The sequence below is a fragment of the Cellulophaga sp. Hel_I_12 genome, assembly GCF_000799565.1.
Classification (GTDB): Bacteria; Bacteroidota; Bacteroidia; order Flavobacteriales; family Flavobacteriaceae; genus Cellulophaga.
The window spans coordinates 3626801-3651688 of record NZ_JUHB01000001.1; the positions used below are offsets into that span (position 1 = coordinate 3626801).

The window sequence follows — 24888 nt, forward strand, 5'->3', positions numbered from 1 at the left end:
AGCAAACCGGATTACATTTTTTGAAGAAATTTCAGTAATTGCTGTTGAAAAGACTCCTGCATTGTTTTTACTTTGTCAGACCCATACAAATCCATCCATTCCATAGGATCCTTTTCCAAATCATAGAATTCGCCAGTAATGATATCGTCTCTTGTATAATCGTTGACGTTTTCCTTTCGGTTGAATACCAGAATAAGTTTGTGGGAGTTGGTGCGCCACATAAATGCCGCTTCGCCTTCACGTTCATGAAGTGTTGAGAAACTTGCATTCCGTCTGTTTTTTGCGAGAAGATTTTCTCCGGACAGAGTTTTTTTTGTTTTAATTCCCGCGAAATCCAAAAGGGTGGGCATGATGTCAATATTTTCAGTAGGTGTAGAATTAACACTATTTCTTTTCACAGCATCAGGTAGGGCGCTTCCAGCCAAAATCATAGGAACTTTTACACTCGCATCATATAAATTGTATTTATTGAATCTATAATAATGTTCGCCCAACATTTCGCCATGATCGGAGGTGTAAACAATAATGGCATTGTCCAATAGACCTTTTTCTTTTAACGCCTTCAAGGTCCTTCCCATCATGTCATCAATCCAAGTGACATTGGCATAATAGCGCATAGTCATTAATTTCCATTCTTCAACAGGTGCTTTTCCCCAATAGTTTTCATACATGTCCCTTCTGTTGACCCCTTCAGAGTGTGGAGAATAATCTTTATCCCATGGTGGTTGTTTGGCATAGGTAATTTTGTTCAAATCATATAAACCTTCATAGCCTTCAGGTACATTGTGTCCTGCGTGTGGTTTCATATAGGACAGGTAAAAAAACAGCGGCCTTTCATCATTTCGTTTTTCAATATAATCAATCGCCTGTTTGGTAATCCAACCATCACGATGCTCTTCTTCTGGTAGTTTGCTTGTAAAACCCAAATAGCCCAAATTATTTTCTTCACCTGGACCCATATCGGCTATTTCTGCATCATATCTTGCTTTGGCTTCAGGATTCATCTCTATCATACTGATACCGCCTCTTTCTGGAATTTCAGAAGTATAGCGGGTTTCAAAGCCACGAGTATCTGTTTTGAATTTTCCCCAATGGGTTTTTCCAAAACCTGCAGTTTCATAACCCGCATCCTTAAAATATTGTGCCATGGTTTTGCCAGGTTGTAGGGAGTCTGGAACGCCGCCACTATTTCTATAAACACCTGTTTGGTTAGGATACATCCCAAACATAATGGAATTGCGACTCGGAACACACATTGGTGCCTGACAAACCGCTTGATCAAAAAAAACACCTTCTTTTGCGAGACCATCCAATGTTGGTGTAATGACTTCCGAATTGACCATTCCCAAGGCATCCCAACGGTGTTGATCGTCCATGATAAAGATGATGTTTGGTCTTGTTTTAGTTGCTTCGTGTACTTCTACTTTTTTCACTTCTTTGCAACCCATCATGATAATTAATAGAGTAAGAATGAAAGTATGTGATTTAATTCGGTTCATGTTCGATCTATTTTTCTGTCTGTCTTGTTTTAATTTCTAATGGGTCGTCAGCCACATCGCCTGTTGATTTTCGCCAATTTTCAAGAGCGGTTTTAAGTTCGTCCTGTTTGGCCTTAAGAACTTCTGATCCTGCCAAATTATGGAGTTGTCCCGGATCTTTTTCCATGTCGTACAATTCTTCAAAAGGTCTCCCGGATTCCAATTGTTTCAATAGTTGATATGGTATTGGGTGTGTTGTTTTAGCATCCAAAGTAGCTTTGTAACTGAGATTGCCCCAACCTTTTTCCTCACGCAAATCGGCAGGCAATTCATAGTCTTTTTCATGCATTAGGTTTTGAATGTAATAATATCTGCCATCAAAAACCATTCGGCTGGGATAATGTTCTTTTCTTATTGGACCATGTGAATTGTGTTCTCCAAAAGCATAAGGTCTATCCATTTGTTTTTTAATGTTTCCTGTAAAAATGGGTCTTAAGGAGTGACCCTGAACTATTTCAGGAATAGGAATCTCTAAATAATCCAAAATTGTGGGCATAATGTCAATATGCGAAATCAGTGCGTCCGAAACTTTATTTTTCACAACATCCGGACCAGAAGCAACAAGAGGCACGTGAAGTCCGGCATAATATGGTGATGCTTTCGCTCTGTGATAGGGTTCACCTTGGTCTCCCGTATAAATGATTAATGTATTTTCGAGCAGGCCTTTCTTTTTTAAAGTTTCGATGATGGCACCAGCGCAAGCATCAGCAAGTTGTACTGACCCATAATAGTTAGCTAAATCAGCTCTCATAGTTGATGTATCCGCTAAATATGCTGGAATTTCAATGGCATCAGGATTTGGAATCATTTCAGGGAATTTCTCCATGTGATGATCGAAATTACGATGTGGTGGTGCAATATTTGCCTGAAAGAAGAACGGCTTTTCACCAGCGTCGTCAATAAATTTTGATATGACTTTTTTGAATTCTTCAGGGTCGTTTTGTACTGGATTTCGCTCGTTATAAGGAAATTTCCAAGGCGGACTCATGTGAAATTTTTGAGTGATGGCAGTAAAATAGCCATTCTGCTGTAAAATTTCGGGTAAGGTGTTGATGTATTCATGGATGCCAACTTTATCAACCCTTTTTGAATCTCTGCCAAATTCTGAATCTGGGTCGTCCAGTTTTGGTGTGATGGTATTACGCCAATGACCGTTGGCATGCGGATACATCCCTGTCATGATGGAACTTCTGCTTGGGGAACACGAAGGTACCACGGCAAATGAATTGGTAAAGAGCATCCCGTTTTTAGCCAATTCGTCCACATTGGGTGTTGAAATTCCCTTAGTGCCAACGGCTGACAAATGATAGCCTTGATCATCTGTAAGAATCAATACCACGTTTAGTGGTTTTTTTTCAGTTTTTTCTATAACTTCAGCCTGTTCTTTGCAACTGATTGCGCAAATTGTATTTAATAGAATTATTGAAAGGATCACTTTTTTCATGGGTCTTAATCTAAATAAAAAACTTCCGTTAACTCATTTGAAGTTGGACTTTTATCTGTGTTGGTTTCCATACAATCAGCCATGAAGGCCCACCATTTTTTGCAAATGGCTGTATCTGCAATGGCATCCCATTGTGCTTCGGAATTTATTTCGGCATATCCAAAAAGAACGCCTGTTTCAGAGTCCAAAAAAATACTATAATTAAATACACCATGATTTTTGAGAACTTCTTTTAATTCTTTCCAAATGGGATTATGTCTTTTAACGTATTCTTCTTTTTTGTCAGCGAATACATTCATTTTGAAGGCCTTTCTTATCATCTTATTCCTTGGATTGAATTAATTGATATCTATAGGTAAAACGCGCGTTTGGTGCCACATCACCTTGATCATAAAACTTCATGATATCACCATCTGCTGGCACATTGTCCAACCATTTAAATTTGAGTTCTTTAGTTGATGTTAGCTCCATTAATTTTTTCGGAATGGAAACCTCCAGTTTATTTGCTTTTATTTTCCATTTAAGTTTGTCAACGATGGTCCATTTCCAACCACCATCATTTTTCTCCAAAGTAACCTCGTTCTTATTTAAAGTAATTCTATAGGTGTAGCCTTTCCAATTGGTCTTAGCGTTGGAATTTATCAATAAAGATAAATTTTCAGGCCATTGGGAATTCGTAAAATTATTAGCCAATTCGGTATAAAAGAAAAGGTGCTCTTGAGTTTCTGCAATTTTCGATTGTACAAAATCATGTCTTCCTGAAGTATCTGTATAAGCTTCGATACGCCCCCATCCTGGGTGACTTCTGGATTCGATGTCCCCCTTATGGTCAAAATAGCTATTATTGATGGCATTCCAATCATCAAATTCTCCGTCAATAATAATATTTCGATAGGTTGTCTCAACATCCAAAGCCCTGGTGCCTTTAAACTTTCGGATGTTATCCACCATTTGATAGTAATAATTATCCTTAAATCCATCTTTCATGGGTTCAATGTCTCTGCTGAATTCTTCATTGTATTGATCGACAAAAAATACATCCCCTTTTTCAATGGTTTTTCCCATCATTTTTTTAGCTCTTCCATCACTAAATCGCATCGCGACCCATTCGTTCCAGCCTGTGATGAAAACAAATTCGGGATCTACATCCAATGCTCTTTTCCATTGCTCTGAAAAAAATAAACCTTTATCTGGTTGAATGCTATCGGTTGAAGGTTGATGCCCGTCATGAAAACTCCTTCCGATATTGGAAACCGGGTGTTGGGCCGATGCCACGGTAATTTGTTCCGGTATGTCTTTAGATTCATGCCAGCCATAATTTTGTGGATAGTGGTCAATCCATGGCCATTTGTCTTTACCATCGCCAAACCATTCCTGGCCTTCAGTCCAAGCCCATGATCTTCTAAAATTAAAAAACTCAGTTATTTCAGGTGATAGCCCTTCTTGGTTACCCATCATTAAAGGCTTCCCTTTCCAATAAAACCATAAATTTTTATAGCTGTTCTTCTTGTAGAAATCATTATAAATTTTTTCCGTCGTAGTCACATGTTTGGTATTGGTTAAGAATGCTATTTGTGGCACTTCCCAACCATACTCTTGAAGTTTTGAAAACACTTTACAAATAGTTGTTACTTGCGGAATATACGCCAAACCATTGGTCACATCAAATACAATGACATCTATACCAGCATCCGAAAGCAATTGTGAATGTTTCGCAATGACCCATTCGTCATTGGAAAGATAATAACCAAAATAAGGTTCTGCCCAATGATGAAATGCCAAATCAGGACCATATCCTGGGTTCTTAGGATTTTCTTTTAATATTTTGTTTATGTCATAAGGACTTTCAGTATCAGAAACTTTTTTAGGATAAATACCTTCGTCAGGCATTGTTGAAGAGTGCTGGTCATAGCCGTGGGCACCTAACCAAATAAAATAGAAAATCCCAACGAATTTGTTTTCTTTTAAATCACCAGTTTCTTCGTTAAGCGCTAGTAACCTATTTAAATCATCCGTCGCTGACCAAGTATCTGCATATTGGTTTGATACCAATTGCTTAGTTTCTTGGGAAAAATTAGTGAAACTCACTAAAAAAGCAACCAAGCTAAAAAGTTTGCTTTTTATTTTTGGACAGTTTTTTAAGTGAGGCGTTGTCATGTTACTTGATAATTTTTAGTCCTTCAGGTGCTTCAACAATTGTTTTAATAGTACCGTTGTCGTCTTTGACATGGTTCACGGTCAACACGCCAAATTTTGTTGGAAAGGTACCTTGAGCAAATTTTAAATCGCCCAAATGAGGCTCAACCTTTATACTATTCCCACCATCCATCACATGAATACCCAAAACATATTGGGTAAGCCAAGGCGTCGGACCACTTGCCCAACCATGACAAAGGCTATGTCTATAACCAACATAGCAATATTCCCCAAAATCTCCGTGAATATCGAATTTATTAGGAGGAGCAAGCGTGTCGATTCTACCACTATTAGTGACATCTAATACATCAAAATCTTCCCAAAAAGTAGTAGCGCCCAAATCCAGCATTCCACCCCAATAATCACGGATCACTTTTAAAGCACCATCATAATCTTCTGCTTTTGCCATGGCTTCCAGAATGTAATAGCCGTAAAAGGTGGACATACGTTGCACACCGTCTTGTTTTAGTACGTCTTTGTTTGTTTTTTTAGCATCCACAAGGTTGGCAAGCGCCATTAACGCTGCGGCCTGTTTGGTGGTATTGCCTTCAGGTTGGTGTTTTCTTAAATTTTTTGCTGTTTTTTGATATTTTTCCTCAAGTTTTTTATTGTCTAAAGTTGCCATCATTTGACTACCGGCTTCAAAAGTCATGACCATCATCGCTTGAAGTCCAGCATGTACTGCTTTTGGTTTTTCGCTAGTTGGCCAGTCGAGAAAACGACCACCATTTAGAACCTCTTTGTTATCCTTGTCAATAAACGTACTCAACTGATCCAAGAGCGCAATCATATAGGTTTCCTGTTCTTTTAAATAGTCCAAATCGCCATGATAGTCATACCAATTTTTATGGATGAGAATCCACCACATAGAGTAGGAGCTGATACCATTCATCCATTGTGGTAATGGATGTTGGTCTCTTGCTAAATCCAAACTCTTAGGGACGATGCTGTTTTCGCCAAAAACAGTATTGATAGTCATTACTTCAGGATGTAAATCGCCAACCCAAACCAGACGGTCTCTTTTGATGCCATCCCACAGATAGTTTTGCATATTTAAATGCACGGTATAGGCACCTGTTAGCCAAATCTTGTTCAAACGTTCGTCACTACTTTCGAACGATCCCAAATAAGGAATGTCTCTGTAAATAAAAGCCGCGTCAATGGATTTAATTGGTGCATTTTCATTGGCTTCCACCACATCAACTCTCAAGAAACGAAATCCAGTTTCACCTACCTCAATAGTTCCTAACCAAGGTACTTCAATGATAAAATCCCTTAATGAATGCTCATTCGTGGCATTTTGTTCACCACCAATATCTGACATAGCTTCGCCAACTGATTCTCCAAAACGCAAGCGCAATTTTAAAGGCGTTTTACTGGGTCTGATACCCATGGAGATTTTAATACCACCGTGGATTTCCTTTCCGTAATCCAGTAAAATAGCTGGCTTGTGGGTCTCGGTACTTATAAATCTAAATAAGTCCTGATCATTGACCGCCACTTGTCCATTACCCATGGTTGTGAGTTGGGATGGATTTTGAATGAATTGCTCAGTATTATCTGATTGCCAAATAATTTTTTGAGGCGTGATATAGGTTTTCACCATATCAGAAGTGCTTATTTTGTCTTTATAGTCCTCACCAAAAACAGGTGGTAACTGCGCAAAACTGAGTTGTACTGCCAAAAGGAGAAATAATGTATAATAGAATTTAGTCATCATTAGTGTCGTTTAAAAACATTTAGAATTTGATAAGCTATAAATTTAAACCAACTTGAAATAGAGCTTATCCTGTACTATAAGGTTCATTTAGTTTTTTTACATTTATTTAACAACTTGAACCGTTACAGGACCTAATAGTCCAGAGGACACTAGTGCTTCTTCAGGTGTTATTCCATCTACATTTACCCAGGTGGTGCGCTGCTCTTTAGGTATGGTTTTGTCGCCCGTTAAACGGTTTCGCCATACATTGACCACTTCCACTTCAATAGTGTTTTCACCTTCTACAATGGCGTCATTAGCATTCAGTTTAAAAGGTGCTATCCAAGTCGTTCCAATCGTGTTCTTATTGATTTTTACCGTTGCCATAACACCTACTTCTCCTAAATCAATGAACACATCTTTGGTTCCCTCTTCTTTTTTGTAATTAAAGGTGGAAGTGTAAACAGCAGTTCCTGAATAATATTTGATTTTATCATTATCGCTGGTAGTCCAATCAGTAAGTTTTGTAAATTTTACAGGTCCCTCCGGGCCAATTTCCTTGTTTTTAAAATCGACTGTCCATGAATTTTCAAGTGTGTTTGCCACTTTTGGCTCAGGGAAATTCACTTTATAATTTTTACTTGTAGAATTATCTTTTGCATTAGAAAATACCACAAACCAACTTTGCAGCCCTTTCATTTTAACAGGGACAGTAATTTGTCCATCATTTTCTGTAAATTCAGGCAATTCTCGAATCTCTCCAGAAACGGCATCCCACAATTGTGGTTTGGTTCCTTGGACTCTAAACGAGGGTGAAAAACTTATACTGTCTTCACTTTGGTTGGTCAAAAAATAAATGTCCATGTCCTCTAAAGAACGATGTGTCCAAAGCACAGGAACATCGCTGTTCAAATCAACGTCTTTTTTGATGCCCAATTGTTGCATGGCATCCTGTAATTCTAAACCATCTACGATAAAACCATCGCCATATTTTTTTAATTTTTCACTGGAGCTGCCCCACATTTTGTCCGCCAATACCTTTACTTTTTTATCACTTTCAGGGTAGTTTTGAAGACTTGGCGATTTTAAAGGTGGCTGACCAAAAATTTTACCACCTTGCTTAACTAAACTTTCAATTCTAGACAGTAATTCTGGTCGCATGGTTTCAAATGGAGGCAATACCATAAGGCTGTAGGACATCCCATCTGGTAGAACAAATTTTCCGTCTTTAACTGATAAACGCTCTAAAATAACTTCGGCATTGATGTAATCATAAGAATAACCTTTTGGCAATTCTGGATTGCGAACACCAGTCATGATAGGAGTATTTTCGCCAATAAAATAGCAAACATCAGCTGCATAAGTGCCTTGTTGCAAAAGGTGCTGACTTCTTCTCAAATAATCGAAGTAGGCTTTTGATTTTTTGAACCATGTATTGTGACGATTAAATTCTGTGCTAAACCATGCATTGACTCCGGGAACTCGATCGTCATCAGGTTGATGGATGTAAAGGTGCAAAACAAAGTGATTGATACCTTCCGTGTAGGACCAATCGCCTCGCTTTTTAAGCATTGCAGGATGGCGTACATAACTTTTGTTTGCAGCTGTAAATGCTTCCGCAGAAACCATTGGTTTTCCATAAATGTGGGCTGCTGAAGATGCTGATTTACACTCGATATCGCCCAAAGTGCCTTCATTCCAAAACTCACCGCTCACCAAATCTGATTGTCCGCCGTACATTAAAAATTCAGATGGGAATCCCCAATGTCCATAGTTTTCAAGCCATAGTTTTAAATTGTCCTCATTGCTGGCTTCTCTAAGTCCTCCAGTATATTCGTAAGCTACCGCATCAGCGACCGACCTGCGTAAATCCCATAAAAAGCGATTGGATTCTTCGATACTACCCACAATTCTACCAGAAAATACAGGCAAATATTTCTTTGGGTTATAGCCAAATTTCTTTTCAAAAGTTTCCTCATAACCATCGGTCCAGTTTTGGGAACCCATTTCATAACTATCGGCAATCACATATTTAAAAGCACTTTTGCTTTCTTCGGGAATACGTTTCAATAATTCTCCAATGTATTGTTCGTAATGAAATTGTATCAATTCTTTATTTGCTTTGTCCACTTCGTAGCCTTTACCTTGAGGTGCTGAGGGTGAGTTTTTAGTGCCCGTTGGAGTCATCCCGTAACGTTGGATGGTCCAGTTGCCTTTTGGGGCACCCCAAGTAAGCTTGCCTGTGACATCCATTTTATCGCTGATGTCAATGATATTTGATGGTGTTACTTTTAATGCGTCATCAGCAACATCTGGTTGTGATTCCCATAGGTAGCTGTCCCAAGCAGGAAAAGGGGTAGGGTGCATTTTACCTAAGCTTTTTTCGGCGTAATCCTGCAATCCTGCAGCTTCAGAAATAACGATTTCTGAAATACCGAAACCTTCCGTTTTTGCATTGGGTACATTCATCGCTTTAACTATTCTTGGTGGAATTTTAAAAACCAACCTAAATTCAATTGTATTTGTTTCTGGTAAAGCTTCCATTATAGGGGCATAGATATCGGGGCCAACATTTGGGTTTAAGTTGCTCCTGTTTATTTTAAATGTTTTTATGCTTTTGTAGTTACCATCAATTTTGGCCATTACTTCGCATTCCATCTCAATGGTTTCTTTTCCTGGAATAATTTTAAGACTTCTTGCAGTTATTGGATGTTGTAAAGTTAGGTCAACTTGATAGGACTCTTTTGCTTTTGAAAAAGATGCACTCGTATTCACGTCCATATCAATGAGACTGTTATGGTTTTTTATAGCAGGAGAGACTTTTATGGAAGCATTTTTTGTGGAAATTGCACTATTTTCAGAATCAATCGAAGGAAATGCTAACACATACACATCTTGAAATTCTTCAGATGGTTTTGCCAATTGCAGATTAACTATTTTCCCACCTTCTGCGGAAGCTTCCGAATATACCAAATGACGCATGGCCATCTCTGGTTTTACCCAAGGGCCGCCAGATTGACTCCAACCCGGGCAGTTGAAGGCACCAATATCCACACCAATACGTTTGCCTTCATTGACGGCATGTACCATATGATCCCACCATTCTTCAGAAAGCATTGGAACTTTTCCATCAACTTCATCGGGATTTATGTTTCCTATCAAGGCACCACCAATTCCGGCAGCTTTCATGGCTTCCAAATCTTTGGTAATTCCTTCTTTTGAAATATCATCACCAATCCAATACCAGTAGCACCACAATGTATTGTCATCTGTTGGAGTTACAAAGCCAGATTTAATAGTCTCATAATTAGAGGTATTCCTTGGTGTTTCGCTTTTATTTGAACAATTATATAAGAATGCAGAGATTATTAATGCCGATATAATTTTGAAATTAGATGTTTTATATTTCATCATGTGGATTTCTGATTTGTGATTATTTTTTTACTTCGAGTTTTAAAACTTGATAACGTCTACGTTGCGTTTCCAAAAGCTGCTTATAATTAGGGTCACTTACTAAATTTTTGGTTTCATTCGAATCCTTGATAAGATCGAATAGTTCTTCGTATCCATGTTCAATATAGATCATGTATTTGGTGGTTGGACTTACTACTCCTTCAACCTTTGGGAGTTTTGGACTACCTTCAAAGGTGTGTTCATAGAAAAAGTCTTGTCTACTATTATTTTTTTTGGAAAGATCAATGCCTTGCATTCCGGCAGGCTTATCTACTCCTGCATAACCTAAAATGGTCGGGGCTATATCAATATTAAGTCCAATGTTTTCGACTTTGCTTTTGGAAGGTTTATGGCGTGGGTCATAAACAATCAATGGGACCCTGATAGATTCTTCATGTCCAAACCATTTGCCTGCCAATCCGTGTTCACCTAAATAAAATCCATTATCACCCATAAAAATGATTATGGTATTTTTATCCAAGCCTTTTTCTTTAAGTTCTTCTCTTAATTTTGCAACGGCATCGTCAACGCCTGTAATCAATCGGTAATAATTTTTAACACTTTCTTGATATTTTTCTTGGGTTTCAAAACGGAGTTTCCAACGCTGACGAGCGATATTTTCATCAGAATGAAAAAAATCAGGAAGGGCATCCCAATATATTGGATTTGCAGTTTCTGGCAAAGGAATGATATCGTTTTTATAGTGATCCGCATATTTTGGATTTGGAATGAATTGTCGTGGATCACCATCTTGACTGTGCGGCGATTTGAAGCTCACCGAGAGACAGAATGGTTTTTCATTAGCGCCATTTAAGAATTCATCAATATGTTGACTTAAAAGTTCCGTATAGTGAATGTAATTACCATCCTTATCCTTATTTTCGTAATTCGGCTGATGTAGCGGTGTGACCGCCCAAAAATTGAAAGCCTCTTTAGGTTGGTCTTTTGGATTGCCAACGCCATATTTACCTACAAAGCCCGTTCTATATCCATTCTTTTTTAGAAGTGCAGGGTAAGTGCTATCGAAATCTTCTTTAGTGAAGCTTGTAAAGAAGTCATTGATGCCATGTTTGGATTCGTATTGACCACTTAAAATACTGGCTCTACTCACCATGCATATGGAGGTTGTGACATACGAATTCATGTAAAGTTGCCCTTCTTCAGCAAGCTCATCGATATTTGGTGTTTTTAAAATCGTATTACCTGTGGCGCCTAAAGCATCCCAGCGCTGATCATCTGTCAACAGAAAAATGATGTTAGGCTTGCTACTTTGTTTTAATTCCGGATCCTTCTTTTTGCATCCAAATAGCAAAAAAATCGATAGTACGACATAATTAAATTTTAGCATAAGATGACTTGGATTTTAGACATATATTTAATTATCAATAAGCTAAAAAAATGAAAATGAATTTATTTTTCATCCTGTACAAACCTGCTTCTATGTTTTTTGGATTTTGTTAAGGTTTTTTTTGATAGTTGCTTTTGAGTTCATCGGGCATTGCAGAAGGAACATATAGGTTTCCTGTTCCTCTATCGCCTTGAGGTTTATAATGTGGATTATTCTTTGTGCTCTCTGGTATATGGGTTGTTTCTCCGCTTTCATTTTTCCACCAATTTAACCAATCTACTTCAAGTTCAATAACTTTCTTTGGAAATGACTTAGAAAGATCATTTGTTTCCAAAGGGTCATTTACAGCATCATATAATTCCCAACCAGAGCCATCTATTTCCACAAGACTCCATTTTTTTGTTCTAATCGCACGATTGTCCATAAACTGAAAATATAGGGGCAATTTTCTTTTAAATTTTTTGCCATGAAGAATACTAATAAAAGATTGGCCAGCAAAATCAGTGGTGATATGAATAGTGTTCTTTGTGGGATTTGCCAATTCTAAAAATGTTGGGAACACATCCACCACATGCAAAGGTTCGTTTTGGATTGTATTTGTTTTTTCTATACCCTTCGGCCAATATAGGATGGCGCCTGTCTTGACTCCACCATTGTGTTGACTAATTTTATATAATCGGTTTGGTCCCACACTTGAATAAGCCCATCCTGTACCAGGTTGATAATTTGAACCTTTATCTCCAGGCAAAAGCCCTCTCTTTAACATTTCTTTGTCCATAACAGAAAAGGAGTCGGTGCCGTTATCGCTCATGAAGAGAATAAGTGTGTTTTCTGCTTGACCGTTTTCTTCCAAGGCTTTCATAAGTCTCCCAATACCATTGTCCATACGTTCTACCATGGCGGCATAAACTGACATTCGTAAATCTTCTAAATCCTTTTGTTCTGCGGATAAGGACTCCCAATCTGGTAGGTTTTTAGGAAATTTAGGCAACGGGGTATCTGCTTCTATTATCCCAAATTTAATTTGGTTTTTAATACGCGTTTCTCTTATGGCTTTCCAGCCCTTTAGATAATTGCCACGATAGGCCATAATGTCCTCTTTAGGAGCCTGTAGAGGATTGTGTGGTGCCTGATAACTGAGAAATAGAAAAAAAGGTTGATCATCCGTTTTTTTAACTTTCCTGGTAAAATCAATGGCGTGATCTGTAAATGCGTCTGTACTGTAGTACGTATTGCCAAAATCATTAAAAGGCGTTTTGTTCAAACGATAGTCTTTGCTGCCTTCAAAATAACTAGAATAACCTCCTAAAAATCCAAAAAAGTAGTCGAATCCTTTGTTATTTGGTTCACCATTAAGATGCCATTTGCCTACCAAGCCTGTTTTATAACCTAACGTTTTTAGTTCTTGCGCCATATTATTTCCGTTCTCAATGCCATATCCTGTATTTGGCCACCACCTGCCAGTTAACATTGAACTGCGCGAAATTACGCACATACCAGCATTATACATATTGGACAGTCTTATCCCATTTTGAGCCATTAGGTCCAGAGAAGGAGTTTTAATTTCGCCTCCATACGCGCCAATGTCACTATAGCCCAAATCATCTGCAACAATAAAAATAATGTTTGGTCTGTCTTTTTTTTTTGCCTTGTCTACAGGTAAAGTGAGTGTCACAAAAAATAAAATAGCAAGTAGTGTTTTTATTGGCATAATGGAACGTTTTATAAGTTTTTAAAATGTGTCATGTAAAAGAAATCAAAACCTTATAATTATTTATCCTGCACAATACTGCTTCCTTAGACTATGTTAATATCAGGCTAATCTGACAGGGAGGTACAGGATGCTTTTATGTGTTTGAATTCCTTTTTTCGTTCTAATTGATTTTTAAATTTATGATCATGTCCATCCAAACATTCACTCTCAAACTTTTATTTTTGAGCTCATTTTTTCTATGTCTTTATTCTTGTTCAGAAATCAACTCAACTAAGAACATCAAAATTAATGATATTACGGTGGAATATTTGACCAATCCATTAGGTATTGATGACCCTCACCCTAGTATTAATTGGACGATGACATCAGAGGGAAAAAGCAAAAAGCAATCCGCTTACAGAATTATCGTTGCGGCAAGTCAAAATCATTTAAATAAAGAAGCGAATCTCCTTTGGGACTCTGGAAAAATAGTTTCAGATCAAAATTCTCAAATTAGATATTCGGGAAAGCCATTGGAATCCGGTCAAAATTGCTATTTTAAGATTCAGGTGTGGGATGAAAATGATAATATGTTTGATTGGAGTGATACGGCTTATTGGACTATGGGTTTGTTAAAAGAAGAAGATTGGAAGGCTAATTGGATAGGGTTCAAAACTAACGATTACAATTCGAAAGACTCACTACACCTACCGGCAGCATCTTATCTTAGAAAAACCTTTTCAGTAGAAGGAAAAGTAAAAAGAGCAACCTTATATGTCACTTCATTAGGTGTCTTTGAGATGTCTTTGAACGGAGAAAGAATAGGAAATGATTTATTGGCCCCCGGATGGTCTGATTATAATCAACGAATTTACTATAAGACCTATGACTTAACTGATCATGTTGATGGTGGTATGAACGCTTTGGGAAGTATTCTTGGAGATGGTTGGTACGCCGGGTATGTTGGCCCCAAAGAACTTTCTAATCCTAAAAATAGGGAATTATATGGCACAAATCCAGCTTTGTTATGTCAATTGGAGATAGAATATGAAAATGGACATAAGGAAATAATAGCCTCTGATGAAAGTTGGAAAGGCAGTGAAGGACCATGGGTATATGCTGATTTGCTTATGGGAACCGAATATAATGCCAATTTAGAATTGAAGGGATGGCATACTCCAGACTATAACGACCAAAATTGGCAAAATGTTTACTTGCATGAGGGCACTCAAGGTGTTCTCCAAGCCTATCCAGGAAATAGTATTCAGGTGTATGATAAACTTGAACCTATTGAAATAACTGAACCAAAAGAGAACGTTTACATTTTCAATCTCGGACAGAATTTTGCAGGACATGCCAGATTGAAAGTTTCAGGAAGTAAAAATGATACCATAATCATGCGTTTTGGCGAAATGCTTCATTCAGATGGTTCCTTGATGACTGAAAATCTTAGGTTTGCGAGAGCTACCGACACGTACATTCTTAAGGGAGAAGGAACTGAGGTTTGGGAACCTAAATTTACTTATCACGGTTTTCAGTATGTTGAAGTGACTGGATTAAAAGAAAAGCCAGATAAAACTTTAATCACAGGTATTGCTTTTGGGTCCTCGATACCAATGGGGAGCTCATTTACTTCTTCAGACGATACCTTAAACCGTATGTTCGAAAACGTCCTTTGGACCCAACGTTCAAATTTCATGGAAGTGCCTACTGACAGTCCTCAACGGGACGAGCGTTTGGGCTGGTTGGGCGACGTTCAGATATTTTCCAAATCAGCACTATATAATGCCAATTTGGGGGCATTTAATGCAAAATGGTTTGCGGATGTACGTGATGCCCAATATGATTTTGGACCTTATTCTACGTTTGCACCAAGACCTTATCCTAAACTGATCTGGTATTCTCCAGGATGGATGGAAGCGGGCGTCATGGTGCCTTACAATACATTCAAATTTTATAATGACACAAAAATTGTAGAGGATCATTACGAATCTATGACTCGCTTTATGAACTATCATATTGAGAAAAGTGGAGCGCAAAAATTTTATCAAGAAAACTCATGGACAGAGATAGGGCCTAAGGGGGGGTTTGGTGATTGGCTCTCAATGACTGAGAAGAATTTGGCGCATGATATTATGGCTTCGATGTATTATCAGTATGCATTAAAGATTATGGCAGAAATGAGTGAAGCCATCGGAAAAACAGAGAAGTCTACATATTATAAGCGCATATACGAGGCCTCAGTTAAGGCATTTATTCAGCATTATTTGAATGAAGATGGGAAATTTATCATAGATGAAACAGCTTATGGTGATGGAGCAGGCTATTTTGAAGGTGAAAAAGGATTTACTGGCCATACACAATCTGCTTACGCCACGGCCATTTATTTTGATATTCTTCCACAGGATTTGAGAGATAAAGCTGCTTATCATTTGGTTCAGCTTATTGAAGATAACGAAAATCTACCAACTTCTGGAATTTTAGGAATCCGACAGCTTTTACCCGCTTTATCATTGATTGGCCGTTCGGACTTGGCCTATAAAATTTTATTGAAGAAAGATTATCCAAGTTGGGGCTTTCAAGTCAAAAATGGTGCAACAACTATTTGGGAACGATGGAATAGTTATACCCCTGAAAAAGGCTTTAATGGTGCAATGAACGCTAAAATGAATTCTTTTAACCATTACGCCTTTGGTGCATTTTCCCAATTTTTATTTAGTGATTTGGCAGGCATCTCTACTGAAGATTCTGGTTTTAAGCGTATTGTATTTAAGCCTGTACTAGGAGATTATTCGTTATCAAATGTTCGAGGCGAATATCAGTCTATTAACGGTAGAATAGTGTCTTCTTGGACAATAGATGCTTCAAAATTCATTTTGAAAGTTGAAATTCCAGTTAATACTACAGCAAAAGTTTATGTACCTTCTCTTGACGCAAAAAAAGTCATGGCGAATGGAAAAGAGGTTAATACTGCTCATGTTAAATTCTTGAAGCAAGAAAAAGGTTACAAAATCTTTGAAGTGGGTTCTGGGAGTTATGAGTTCGAGTCTGAAATCCAAAAATTATAATTATCCACCAAATAGTTTGCTCTATAAAAGTTTTTTTTAAATATCATTTAGGCTGCAAGAAGTAGCCTAAAAAGCCATAAGTTTTATTCTTAAATTTTAAACGATTCAATGTAAAATCTTAAAATTCATGCTTCAATTCTTCTAAATGGTTGAAGGATAAACTAAAAAGATGTTGTCCCTAGTTGTGAGTTTTGATCATGATTTAAAAAATTGATAAGTATTTATTAAAAAAAAGCTCTTTTTTATATTATAAATTAGACAAAACAGTATTGTACAGGATACATTCATATTAATCTTAGGTTAATATTGATAAAAATTAATTAAAACTAAACCAAAAAAATTATGAAACACCAATATTTTAAAGATGTCATAAAAAAGGTATTATTTTTTTGTTTGATGCTGTTTTCACTTGGGATTTACGCTCAAGAAACTATCGTTAGTGGAAAGATAATATCTTCAGACGGTATGGGACTTCCTGGAGCAAATGTTTTTCAAAAGGGAACAACCAATGGAGTTGTGGCTGACTTTGATGGAAACTATCAAATTACTTTGAAAAAAGGTTCAAACATACTAGTTTATACCTACGTTGGCTATGAAGATAGAGAAGAGGCAATCTCTGGAAGATCAGTTATTAATGTTACTCTTTTGGAAGATACGGAGAGTTTAGATGAAGTAGTTGTGATTGGTTATGGATCGCAAAAAAAATCGGATATAACAGGTGCTGTTAGCTCTGTTAAAAGTGAAGACTTAGAAAAAGCTATTTTCAACACCGTTGATCAATTACTTCAAGGGCGTTCTTCTGGGGTCATTGTTACATCTGCATCGGGAGAACCTGGATCAAATTCATCAATTAGAATTAGAGGAAATAATTCTATCTCTGGAAATAATGCGCCACTCTATGTTGTTGATGGTATTCCAATTAATGGAACTCCGGCATTTAACCCAACAGAAATATCAAATATTGAAATTTTGAAAGATGCTTCTGCAACTGCTATTTACGGTTCAAGAGGTTCTAATGGTGTTATTCTAATTACGACTAAGAAAGGTAAAGTTGGAAAAGTCGTAATTGACGTGAATATAGATACGAGTATTTCTTCTGTAACTTCAAGTCTTGATATGCTTAACGGCCAAGATTATGCAGCGTATAGAAATGAAGCAGCAGGACTACAGAATAATCCAATACCATTTCCTAATCCAGAGCAATATGCAGGACAAGGTTTTGACTGGCAAGATGAAATTATAGGGTCAGGTCTAAGAAACAACATAGGTGTTAATTTGTCTGGTGGATCTGATGACATCCGTTTTTTTTTAGCAACAAATTTATTAGATGACAAAGGGATTGTACTCAATTCTCGTTTCAGCAGAGGTACGCTAAGAGCTAACTTGGGTGCTGATGTTTTTAATGATAAATTAAAATTTGACTTCGGTATTTCACTTGCTCATTCACAAGGAAATCAAGCGGTATCTGCGACCAGGGGCTTTCCAAGTTCATTGGGACCTATTACAAACGCTCTATTGTCAGAGCCACTAGTTCCTTCACTTGATTATAGTGGTCTTGCTGCAGAAGGAGCTCAATTTTTTAATCCCTATCTAGAAGTAACAGAAAAGGACGATAGAACATTTAATACCGATATTTTATTTAACACCAAAATTAGTTGGGATATTACTAAAAATTTATCCTATACTTTTAATGGAGGTATTAATTTTAGAAATGATGTAAGAGAAATATTTTATCCTTCTACCGTAGGTCAAGGAATTATTCCTGTTGGTGTGGCAACATCTAATACTGGAAGAGCTTACGATTATGTTGTGAGTAATTATTTTGACTACAGTAAAATGTTTAACGATATTCACGATTTTTCTGCAACGGCAGGATTAGAATATAGTGAGTTTAATAATTACGCATTTAATACAAACGTATCGAACTTTGAATTAGAAATACTAGGTTTAGATAACGTAGGAATTGGAACTAGTTTAAACAATATTGGTTCTGGAAGAAGCTTAGCAGTTCTCCAGTCAGGATTCTTTAGATTACAATATGCTTATAAAGAAAAGTACCTCTTAACGGCAACGGCTAGAGCGGATGGTTCTTCTCGTTTTTCTCAAAATAGAAAATGGGGATATTTTCCATCGGTTTCTCTCGGTTGGAATATTGCAAAAGAGAACTTTTTAAAAGAGAGTAAGACAATTAATAACTTGAAACTAAGAGGGTCTTATGGCGAGGTTGGTAGCCAGTCTATTGCTCCTTACCAATCACTCGCACGTTATGGAACAACTCAATATCCTATTGGTAACTCCCCCTCTTTAGGCTTTATACCTACGAGTGTAGAAAATCCTAATTTAAAATGGGAAACCACAGAACAACTTAACGTAGGGCTTGACCTAGGGCTGCTTAAGGACCGCATAACCTTTACAGCGGAGTATTACAAAAAAACAACCAGAGACCTACTACAATCCATACAACTTCCCTCACAATCTGGTTTTGGAGGAGCTTTAGTAAACTTTGGTAGTATTGAAAATGCTGGTTTTGAATTCGACTTAAATGCTTATGTTATTCAAAAAGAAAAATTCACTTGGGATACTTCTTTTAATATTTCTTTTAACAAAAACAAGGTTTTAGAACTTGGCGGTGATGAAGAAATTTTTGGACCTGGAATTGGTGCTAATTTTATAGGTGGAGCTCACATTTATCGTCCAGGTGATGAGTTTGGTTTATTTTGGGGCTATATTGCAAATGGTCTTATTCAACAAAGTGATTTAGATGCCGCTGCAGCTTCTGGAACTCCATTGCCAGCAAGAAATAACGACAGACAATTAGGTCATTGGCTACTTGAAGATAGGGAGCCAGACGGAGTTATAAATCAAAATGATAAAACTATAATTGGTAACCCCAATCCAGATTATGTTTTTGGATGGAATAACGATTTCACATTTAAAAATTTTACATTGAATGTTTTTATTCAAGGTTCTCAAGGGAATGATATCCTTAATGCACTAAGAACAATAACTAATATGGGTTTCGATAATAACGAGTCCTATAAGAATCAAACCGTAGATTGGTATAGAAATCGTTGGACACCTGAAAACCCAACAAATAATATTTTGTATCCATCTATCAACACTCCATCCCCAGATGCAGGTAATTACATGGTGGAAGATGGCAGTTATATTCGTTTGAAAAACTTGTCTTTACGATATAGTATCCCGTCAAATAATTTAGGCTTTTCGGCCATACAAGTTTTTGTTACAGGGACAAATTTATTTACGATTACAAATTACTCTGGATTTGATCCAGAAGTAAGTTCGTTAGGTGCAAATACTTTAGCACCAGGTGTTGATTTAGGAGTTTATCCGAGGCAACAATCGTACACTTTAGGGGTTAATCTTAAATTTTAAATAAAAAATTAGAAAATTATGAAAACAATATATAAAACAATTTTAGCTTTTATTCTAATTTTAGGATATGGATGTGAATCTTTAGATGAAGTGCCATTTGCCTTTATAGGGGTTGAGAATATTTACAAAAATGAAGCAGATATTGATAAAGCTTTGTTAGGTGCTTACCAGCCAATTTTTCAAGATGGGGTTAATGACTTATGGTTGTTTTTAACTCTTTCAGGACCTTCTGAAAATGTGACAGTTCGTTTAAAAGCAGGTGCTCAAGGGCGCATGGCTTCTGTAAATTTTATTGATAGCGATCCTCAAGGGGGTATGTGGAATAATTACTACAGAGGAATTAACAGAGCAAATACTGTTATTGAGACAATTCCGACAGTTGGTTTAGAAACCTCTTTAGAAGAACAAAAAATTGCAGAAGCTCGGTTTATTCGTGCATACTACTATTTTAATTTAGCCCATATGTTTGGTGGAGTTCCGCTTCATTTAACATCTACAACCTCATTTGATGATGAGTCGGTTAAAAAACCTAGAGTAACCTTAGAAGAAGTATATGCGGTAGTTGAAGAAGATTTAATCTATGCAGAAAGCCGTTTAAGACCATCTTGGGACGCAAGCAACTTACGTAGAGCTACTTCGGGTGCTGCTAAAGCATTTTTAGGAAAACTATACTTAACAATGGCAGGTAAACCTTTAGAAAAAGATGGTATGTATGAAAAGGCTGCAACTAAACTTGCCGAGATTTATGGCGACTATAGTTTAGTTCCTAATTATTCTGATGTTTTTAGTATAAATAATGAGAATAATCCTGAAATTATTTTTGCAAGACCTAATATTACTAATATTGCAGGTAGTGGTACTGTGTTAACTTTTTTTGCTGGAGCACCAAATACTCCATTTTCATTTAATGGAGGACAATATCAATTTGCATTAAGCGAGGCTTTTTATGATTCTTTTGATGCAGCTGATGAAAGGAGGGATGGTTCCATGTTGTTTGCTTATACTAATAGAAACGGAGTAGATGTCGAATACAAACGTTCAGGTGCAGCCACTCCGGGTTTGCAGTTTGGAGGGCCAAGAAGGCCTAACGGAATTCCTTTTAATAAGTTGAGAGACCCTGAAGCAAGTACTTCTCCATTTGATCATGGGAACGATATTATTTTTATGCGTTATGCCGATGTATTATTGATGTTAGCAGAAGCAAATAATGAAGCAGGAAATTCTGCTGGCGCTCTTCCTTTTTTAAATGAAGTAAGAAATCGCGCGGGTCTTGTCAATAATATAACAGAAACAAACCAAGATTTACTACGTGATATTATCAAACAAGAAAGAAAATGGGAACTAGCTGGTGAATATACTGAGTATTTTGATTTACAACGTTGGGGAGATTTAGAAGCCTCTATGGCCATAAATCCAGATGCCATTCAATTTAATGTGGTTTACGAACCAAAATTAGAATTGTTCCCAATACCCTTGAGTCAATTACAAACAAATCCTAATTTGGTACAAAATCCAGGATATTAAATATTATTTATTGTTGAGTTAGTTTTTAAAATTGGGTAAGATTTTTTATAATTTTATCCAATTTTTTATTTAAAATATAGTCATTTAAACAATTTTCAGATGAATTTGTTAAGAGGTAAAGCTTTTAGGGTTTTTATTATTGTACAGCTTTTTATTGGAGCAGTAGTCGCACAAAATATAAAACAAGAAAAGAAAAAAAATATTGTTTTCATTTTGGCCGATGATTTAGGGTGGATGGATTTGAGCAGTTACGGATCAGATTTTTACGAAACACCAAATCTGGATGCCTTAGCCAAAGAAGGTATGTTATTTACAAATGCTTATGCAGCGAGTCCGCTATGTTCGCCTACCAGAGCAAGCATTTTAACAGGTCAAGAACCTGGTCGTTTGCGATTTACAACACCATCTGGTCACGTACCTCAGGTAGTACTAGATCCAAAAGAAACATATACTTCAGACCCGCACGATAAAACAGCAACGCCTCAAACACGAACACGGCTACCAAATGATTATTTGACTTTTGCTGAAGTTCTTAAAGAAAATGGCTACTCCAACGCATTTATGGGAAAATGGCATTTAGGAAGTGAACCATATATTCCAGAAAACCAAGGTTTTGACGTCGTTGTTGGAGGTCGTGAACATCCTGGGCCTCCAGGTCCAGGACATTTTTTTTCACCTTGGAATTGTGAAACGCTACCTGTAGTTCCAGAAGGAACCCACATAAGTGATGTTTTAACTGATGAAGCTATATCATATATGACAACCAATAAGGACAATCCTTTTTTATTGTGTTTGTGGTATTATGATGTGCATGCGCCATTTCAAGCAAAGAGAGAATTGATAGAAAAATATCAAAACAAATTGAATCCAAGCCACATTCAGCGTAGTCCAACTATGGCAGCAATGATAGAAACTATGGATATTAATGTTGGAAGAGTGGTGCAGACACTTAAAGATCTTCAATTGGAAGATGAAACCATCATTATTTTCACTTCAGATAACGGTGGTAATATGTATGATGGCCCAGACAACACCAATCCTACCAACAATTATCCATTGCGCGCAGGTAAGGGTAATAATTATGAGGGTGGTGTTCGTGTACCTTTAATCATTAAAGTACCTGGAGTAACGAAGGAGGGAAGCACCTCTAAAGTAGTAACCTCTACTGTAGATCATTATGCAAGTTTACTAGAACTTTTAAGCATTCCTTTTCCTGAAAATCTTACAACGGATGGTGTAAGTTATGTAAAAGCGTTAAAGGGTGAAGATTATGAAAGAGCGCCAATGTATTCAACTTTTGCACATAATGTTATCGCAACTGGTAACCGCGCCAATATTTCTATGAGGCAAGGCTCTTGGCGATTGTATAAATTTTATTTTGATGGTCCTAATCAAGAACATCGTTATGAATTATACAATTTAGATGACGATATTGGAGAAACAAATAATCTAGCTGACATTATGCAAGATAGAGTTAAGAAAATGCAAATCTTACTCGACGCTCATGCGGAAGAAGCTGCAATTTTGCTGCCTAATAAAAATCAAAATTATGATGGCAATTCTGCCGATGCATGGTGGGGTTCAACAAATACTCAGCTGTCTGTTTTAGATAAAATACTTCATATTGAGGCTTCTGAAGATAATCCAAAGGTAGAAACAGTTTATACACCAAATGTTAGCAAAGGCACCTATTATCTTACGTTCGAGATGAAATCATCCGGAAATGGCGAGGGAACATTGGCTTGGAAAACTGGAAAGGACAAGGATTATATTCCAGAAAATAAAACTGAATTTGAGGTTAAACATGATAACCAATGGCATCAATACAAAATTGAAATCCCGCTATCAGATAGGTTAAGTACCATACAAATTCAACCATCACAAAGTAAAGGTAAAATTCAGATTAAAAATATTGAATTAGTCAATGAAGATGGTTATTATATCAGAGATTGGCCATTATATTAATTTAAATGTTAATGAGCTTTAAAAATTACGTCTTATCAATTTCCATATAAAATGAAAACCAACTATTTAATTACCTCAATAGTATCACTTTTAATAGCCATATGTTCTTGTAAAGAAACTCCCAAAGCACTAAAGAACACTTCCCAGGAAGTCAAAAAACCTAATCTTTTAATCGTTTTATCCGACCAACATTCTTATGATATGCTCGGTTCTTATGGAAATGATCAAATTATCACCCCCCATTTGGATCAGTTAGCTACAGAAGGTGTTCGACTTACAAGTGCCTTTTCAAACCAACCTGTTTGCACCCCATTTAGAGGTATGATCATGAGTGGTATGCAACCCTTGAAGAATGGAGCTTTTATTAATGATGCGCCCTTATTGCCAAACAAATCCAAACTATTGGGAGAAATTCTTAAAGAACAGGGTTATCAAACGGCTTACATTGGTAAATGGCATTTATTGGGTGGCGATCGTGATCGACCTGTGCCAAAAGGAGAATTGCGTTACGGATTTGATACGCTCTTGACCAATAACTGTCATGTCGATTTTAGACCGGGTAAAGCTTTTTTTTGGAATGAAAATGATGAAAAAGAATACTTTGAGGATTGGGAAGTTTACGGACAGACCCAACAAGCCTTAAACTATTTGGACCATATTGATACGTCGAAACCATTTGCTTTGATTGTGTCTTGGCATCCACCACACGATTGGGGGAAATTTAAAGGAGAAGACGGTAAAATGCATTATCGATATGATACCATGGATGAGCTAATGGCTTTATACAATAGAGATTCTATTAAACTACGTCCTGGTTTGGAATCAACACCGGATAGAAAAAGGATGTACCACGGTTATATGGCGATGGTGAGCGGCGTAGATAAAGCTTTTGGAATGCTCATGGATAAATTAAAAGAAATCGGTGTAGATGACAATACCCTAACAGTTTTTTCAGCAGACCATGGCGATATGTTAGAATCACACAACGCTTTATTGCCAAAACAGTATCCTCATGATTATTCAAATCATATCCCATTTATCGTAAAATATCCAAATAAAATAAAAGCAGGCACTACGTCTGATGCTCTATTTGGAGCTTTAGACATTATGCCATCATTATTGGGGCTTATGGATATTGAAAGTAATCAAACCTATGATGGGCTAGATATGTCGAAGACCTTAGCTTCAAAAAATGGAAATACGCAAGATTTTGTCCCTTTGTGGCTTTATAAAAGAGGGGTAGCCAATAACAACAATTGGCGAGGTGTTGCTACTAAAGATTATACATTCGCTATGGGTAAGGGTGAAGATTCCATAGCGTTGACCAATGTGCTTTATGATCGAAAAAATGATCCTTACCAACTCAATAATTTATTCAATGATCCGAAATATGCCAATGTAAAGAAAGATTTGGAAAAAATGACCTACGGATGGATGGATAAATATAACGATAAATTTTACGGTGTGGATGATTTTATGAGAATTAGACCCAAGGAAACCTGGATGTATAATTACGCTAAAAGTCCTTATGAGCTTTTTGCTGAAGAGAAAGAGAAGAATTAGT

At 36.9% G+C, this 24888-nt stretch carries 13 protein-coding genes; 5 read left to right on the plus strand and 8 right to left on the minus strand.

Features of this window, described 5'->3' with window-relative positions; translation table 11 throughout:
- Window positions 1-11: 11 nt before the first annotated feature.
- The 8 genes from GQ45_RS15785 to GQ45_RS15820 all read right to left on the minus strand — a co-directional run bounded on the left by GQ45_RS15785 (window position 12) and on the right by GQ45_RS15820 (window position 13389).
- Window positions 12-1499, minus strand: a complete 1488-nt coding sequence (locus GQ45_RS15785) for a sulfatase (RefSeq protein ID WP_081980935.1) — start codon at window positions 1497-1499, stop codon at window positions 12-14.
- A gap of 7 nt (window positions 1500-1506) precedes the next feature.
- A complete protein-coding gene (locus GQ45_RS15790) occupies window positions 1507-2982 on the minus strand; it encodes a sulfatase (protein WP_047419477.1) in 1476 nt (491 codons plus the stop codon).
- A 5-nt stretch (window positions 2983-2987) separates the two neighbouring features.
- Window positions 2988-3302, minus strand: coding sequence for an L-rhamnose mutarotase (gene rhaM / locus GQ45_RS15795; protein ID WP_047419478.1), 315 nt, complete (start codon window positions 3300-3302; stop codon window positions 2988-2990).
- Window position 3303: 1 nt separating this feature from the next.
- Window positions 3304-5139: a hypothetical protein gene (locus tag GQ45_RS15800; RefSeq protein WP_047419479.1), complete on the minus strand. Its 1836-nt coding sequence runs from the start codon at window positions 5137-5139 to the stop codon at window positions 3304-3306.
- A 1-nt stretch (window position 5140) separates the two neighbouring features.
- Window positions 5141-6898: a hypothetical protein gene (locus GQ45_RS15805; RefSeq protein ID WP_197056967.1), complete on the minus strand. Its 1758-nt coding sequence runs from the start codon at window positions 6896-6898 to the stop codon at window positions 5141-5143.
- Between the two features lie 102 nt (window positions 6899-7000).
- Entirely contained in the window at window positions 7001-10291 is a 3291-nt protein-coding gene (locus GQ45_RS15810) for a glycosyl hydrolase (protein ID WP_197056969.1), read from the minus strand.
- Window positions 10292-10310: 19 nt separating this feature from the next.
- Window positions 10311-11678, minus strand: a complete 1368-nt coding sequence (locus GQ45_RS15815; RefSeq protein ID WP_047419484.1) for a sulfatase — start codon at window positions 11676-11678, stop codon at window positions 10311-10313.
- Between the two features lie 109 nt (window positions 11679-11787).
- A complete protein-coding gene (locus GQ45_RS15820) occupies window positions 11788-13389 on the minus strand; it encodes an arylsulfatase (RefSeq protein ID WP_052188266.1) in 1602 nt (533 codons plus the stop codon).
- 224 nt (window positions 13390-13613) lie between these two features.
- Here GQ45_RS15820 and GQ45_RS15825 point away from each other — a divergent pair, with 224 nt between their 5' ends.
- The 5 genes from GQ45_RS15825 (at window position 13614) to GQ45_RS15845 (ending at window position 24887) form a co-directional block, all read left to right on the plus strand.
- Window positions 13614-16439, plus strand: coding sequence for an alpha-L-rhamnosidase (locus GQ45_RS15825; RefSeq protein WP_197056971.1), 2826 nt, complete (start codon window positions 13614-13616; stop codon window positions 16437-16439).
- A 342-nt stretch (window positions 16440-16781) separates the two neighbouring features.
- Window positions 16782-19835, plus strand: a complete 3054-nt coding sequence (locus GQ45_RS15830) for a TonB-dependent receptor (RefSeq protein WP_052188271.1) — start codon at window positions 16782-16784, stop codon at window positions 19833-19835.
- An 18-nt stretch (window positions 19836-19853) separates the two neighbouring features.
- Window positions 19854-21359, plus strand: coding sequence for a RagB/SusD family nutrient uptake outer membrane protein (locus tag GQ45_RS15835; protein ID WP_047419486.1), 1506 nt, complete (start codon window positions 19854-19856; stop codon window positions 21357-21359).
- A gap of 99 nt (window positions 21360-21458) precedes the next feature.
- On the plus strand, window positions 21459-23324 hold the full coding sequence (locus GQ45_RS15840; RefSeq protein ID WP_052188273.1) for a sulfatase: 1866 nt from the start codon (window positions 21459-21461) through the stop codon (window positions 23322-23324).
- A 51-nt stretch (window positions 23325-23375) separates the two neighbouring features.
- Window positions 23376-24887 (plus strand): sulfatase-like hydrolase/transferase, encoded by a 1512-nt coding sequence (locus GQ45_RS15845; RefSeq protein WP_081980937.1) that lies wholly within the window; start codon window positions 23376-23378, stop codon window positions 24885-24887.
- The last annotated feature ends 1 nt before the right edge of the window (window position 24888 follow it).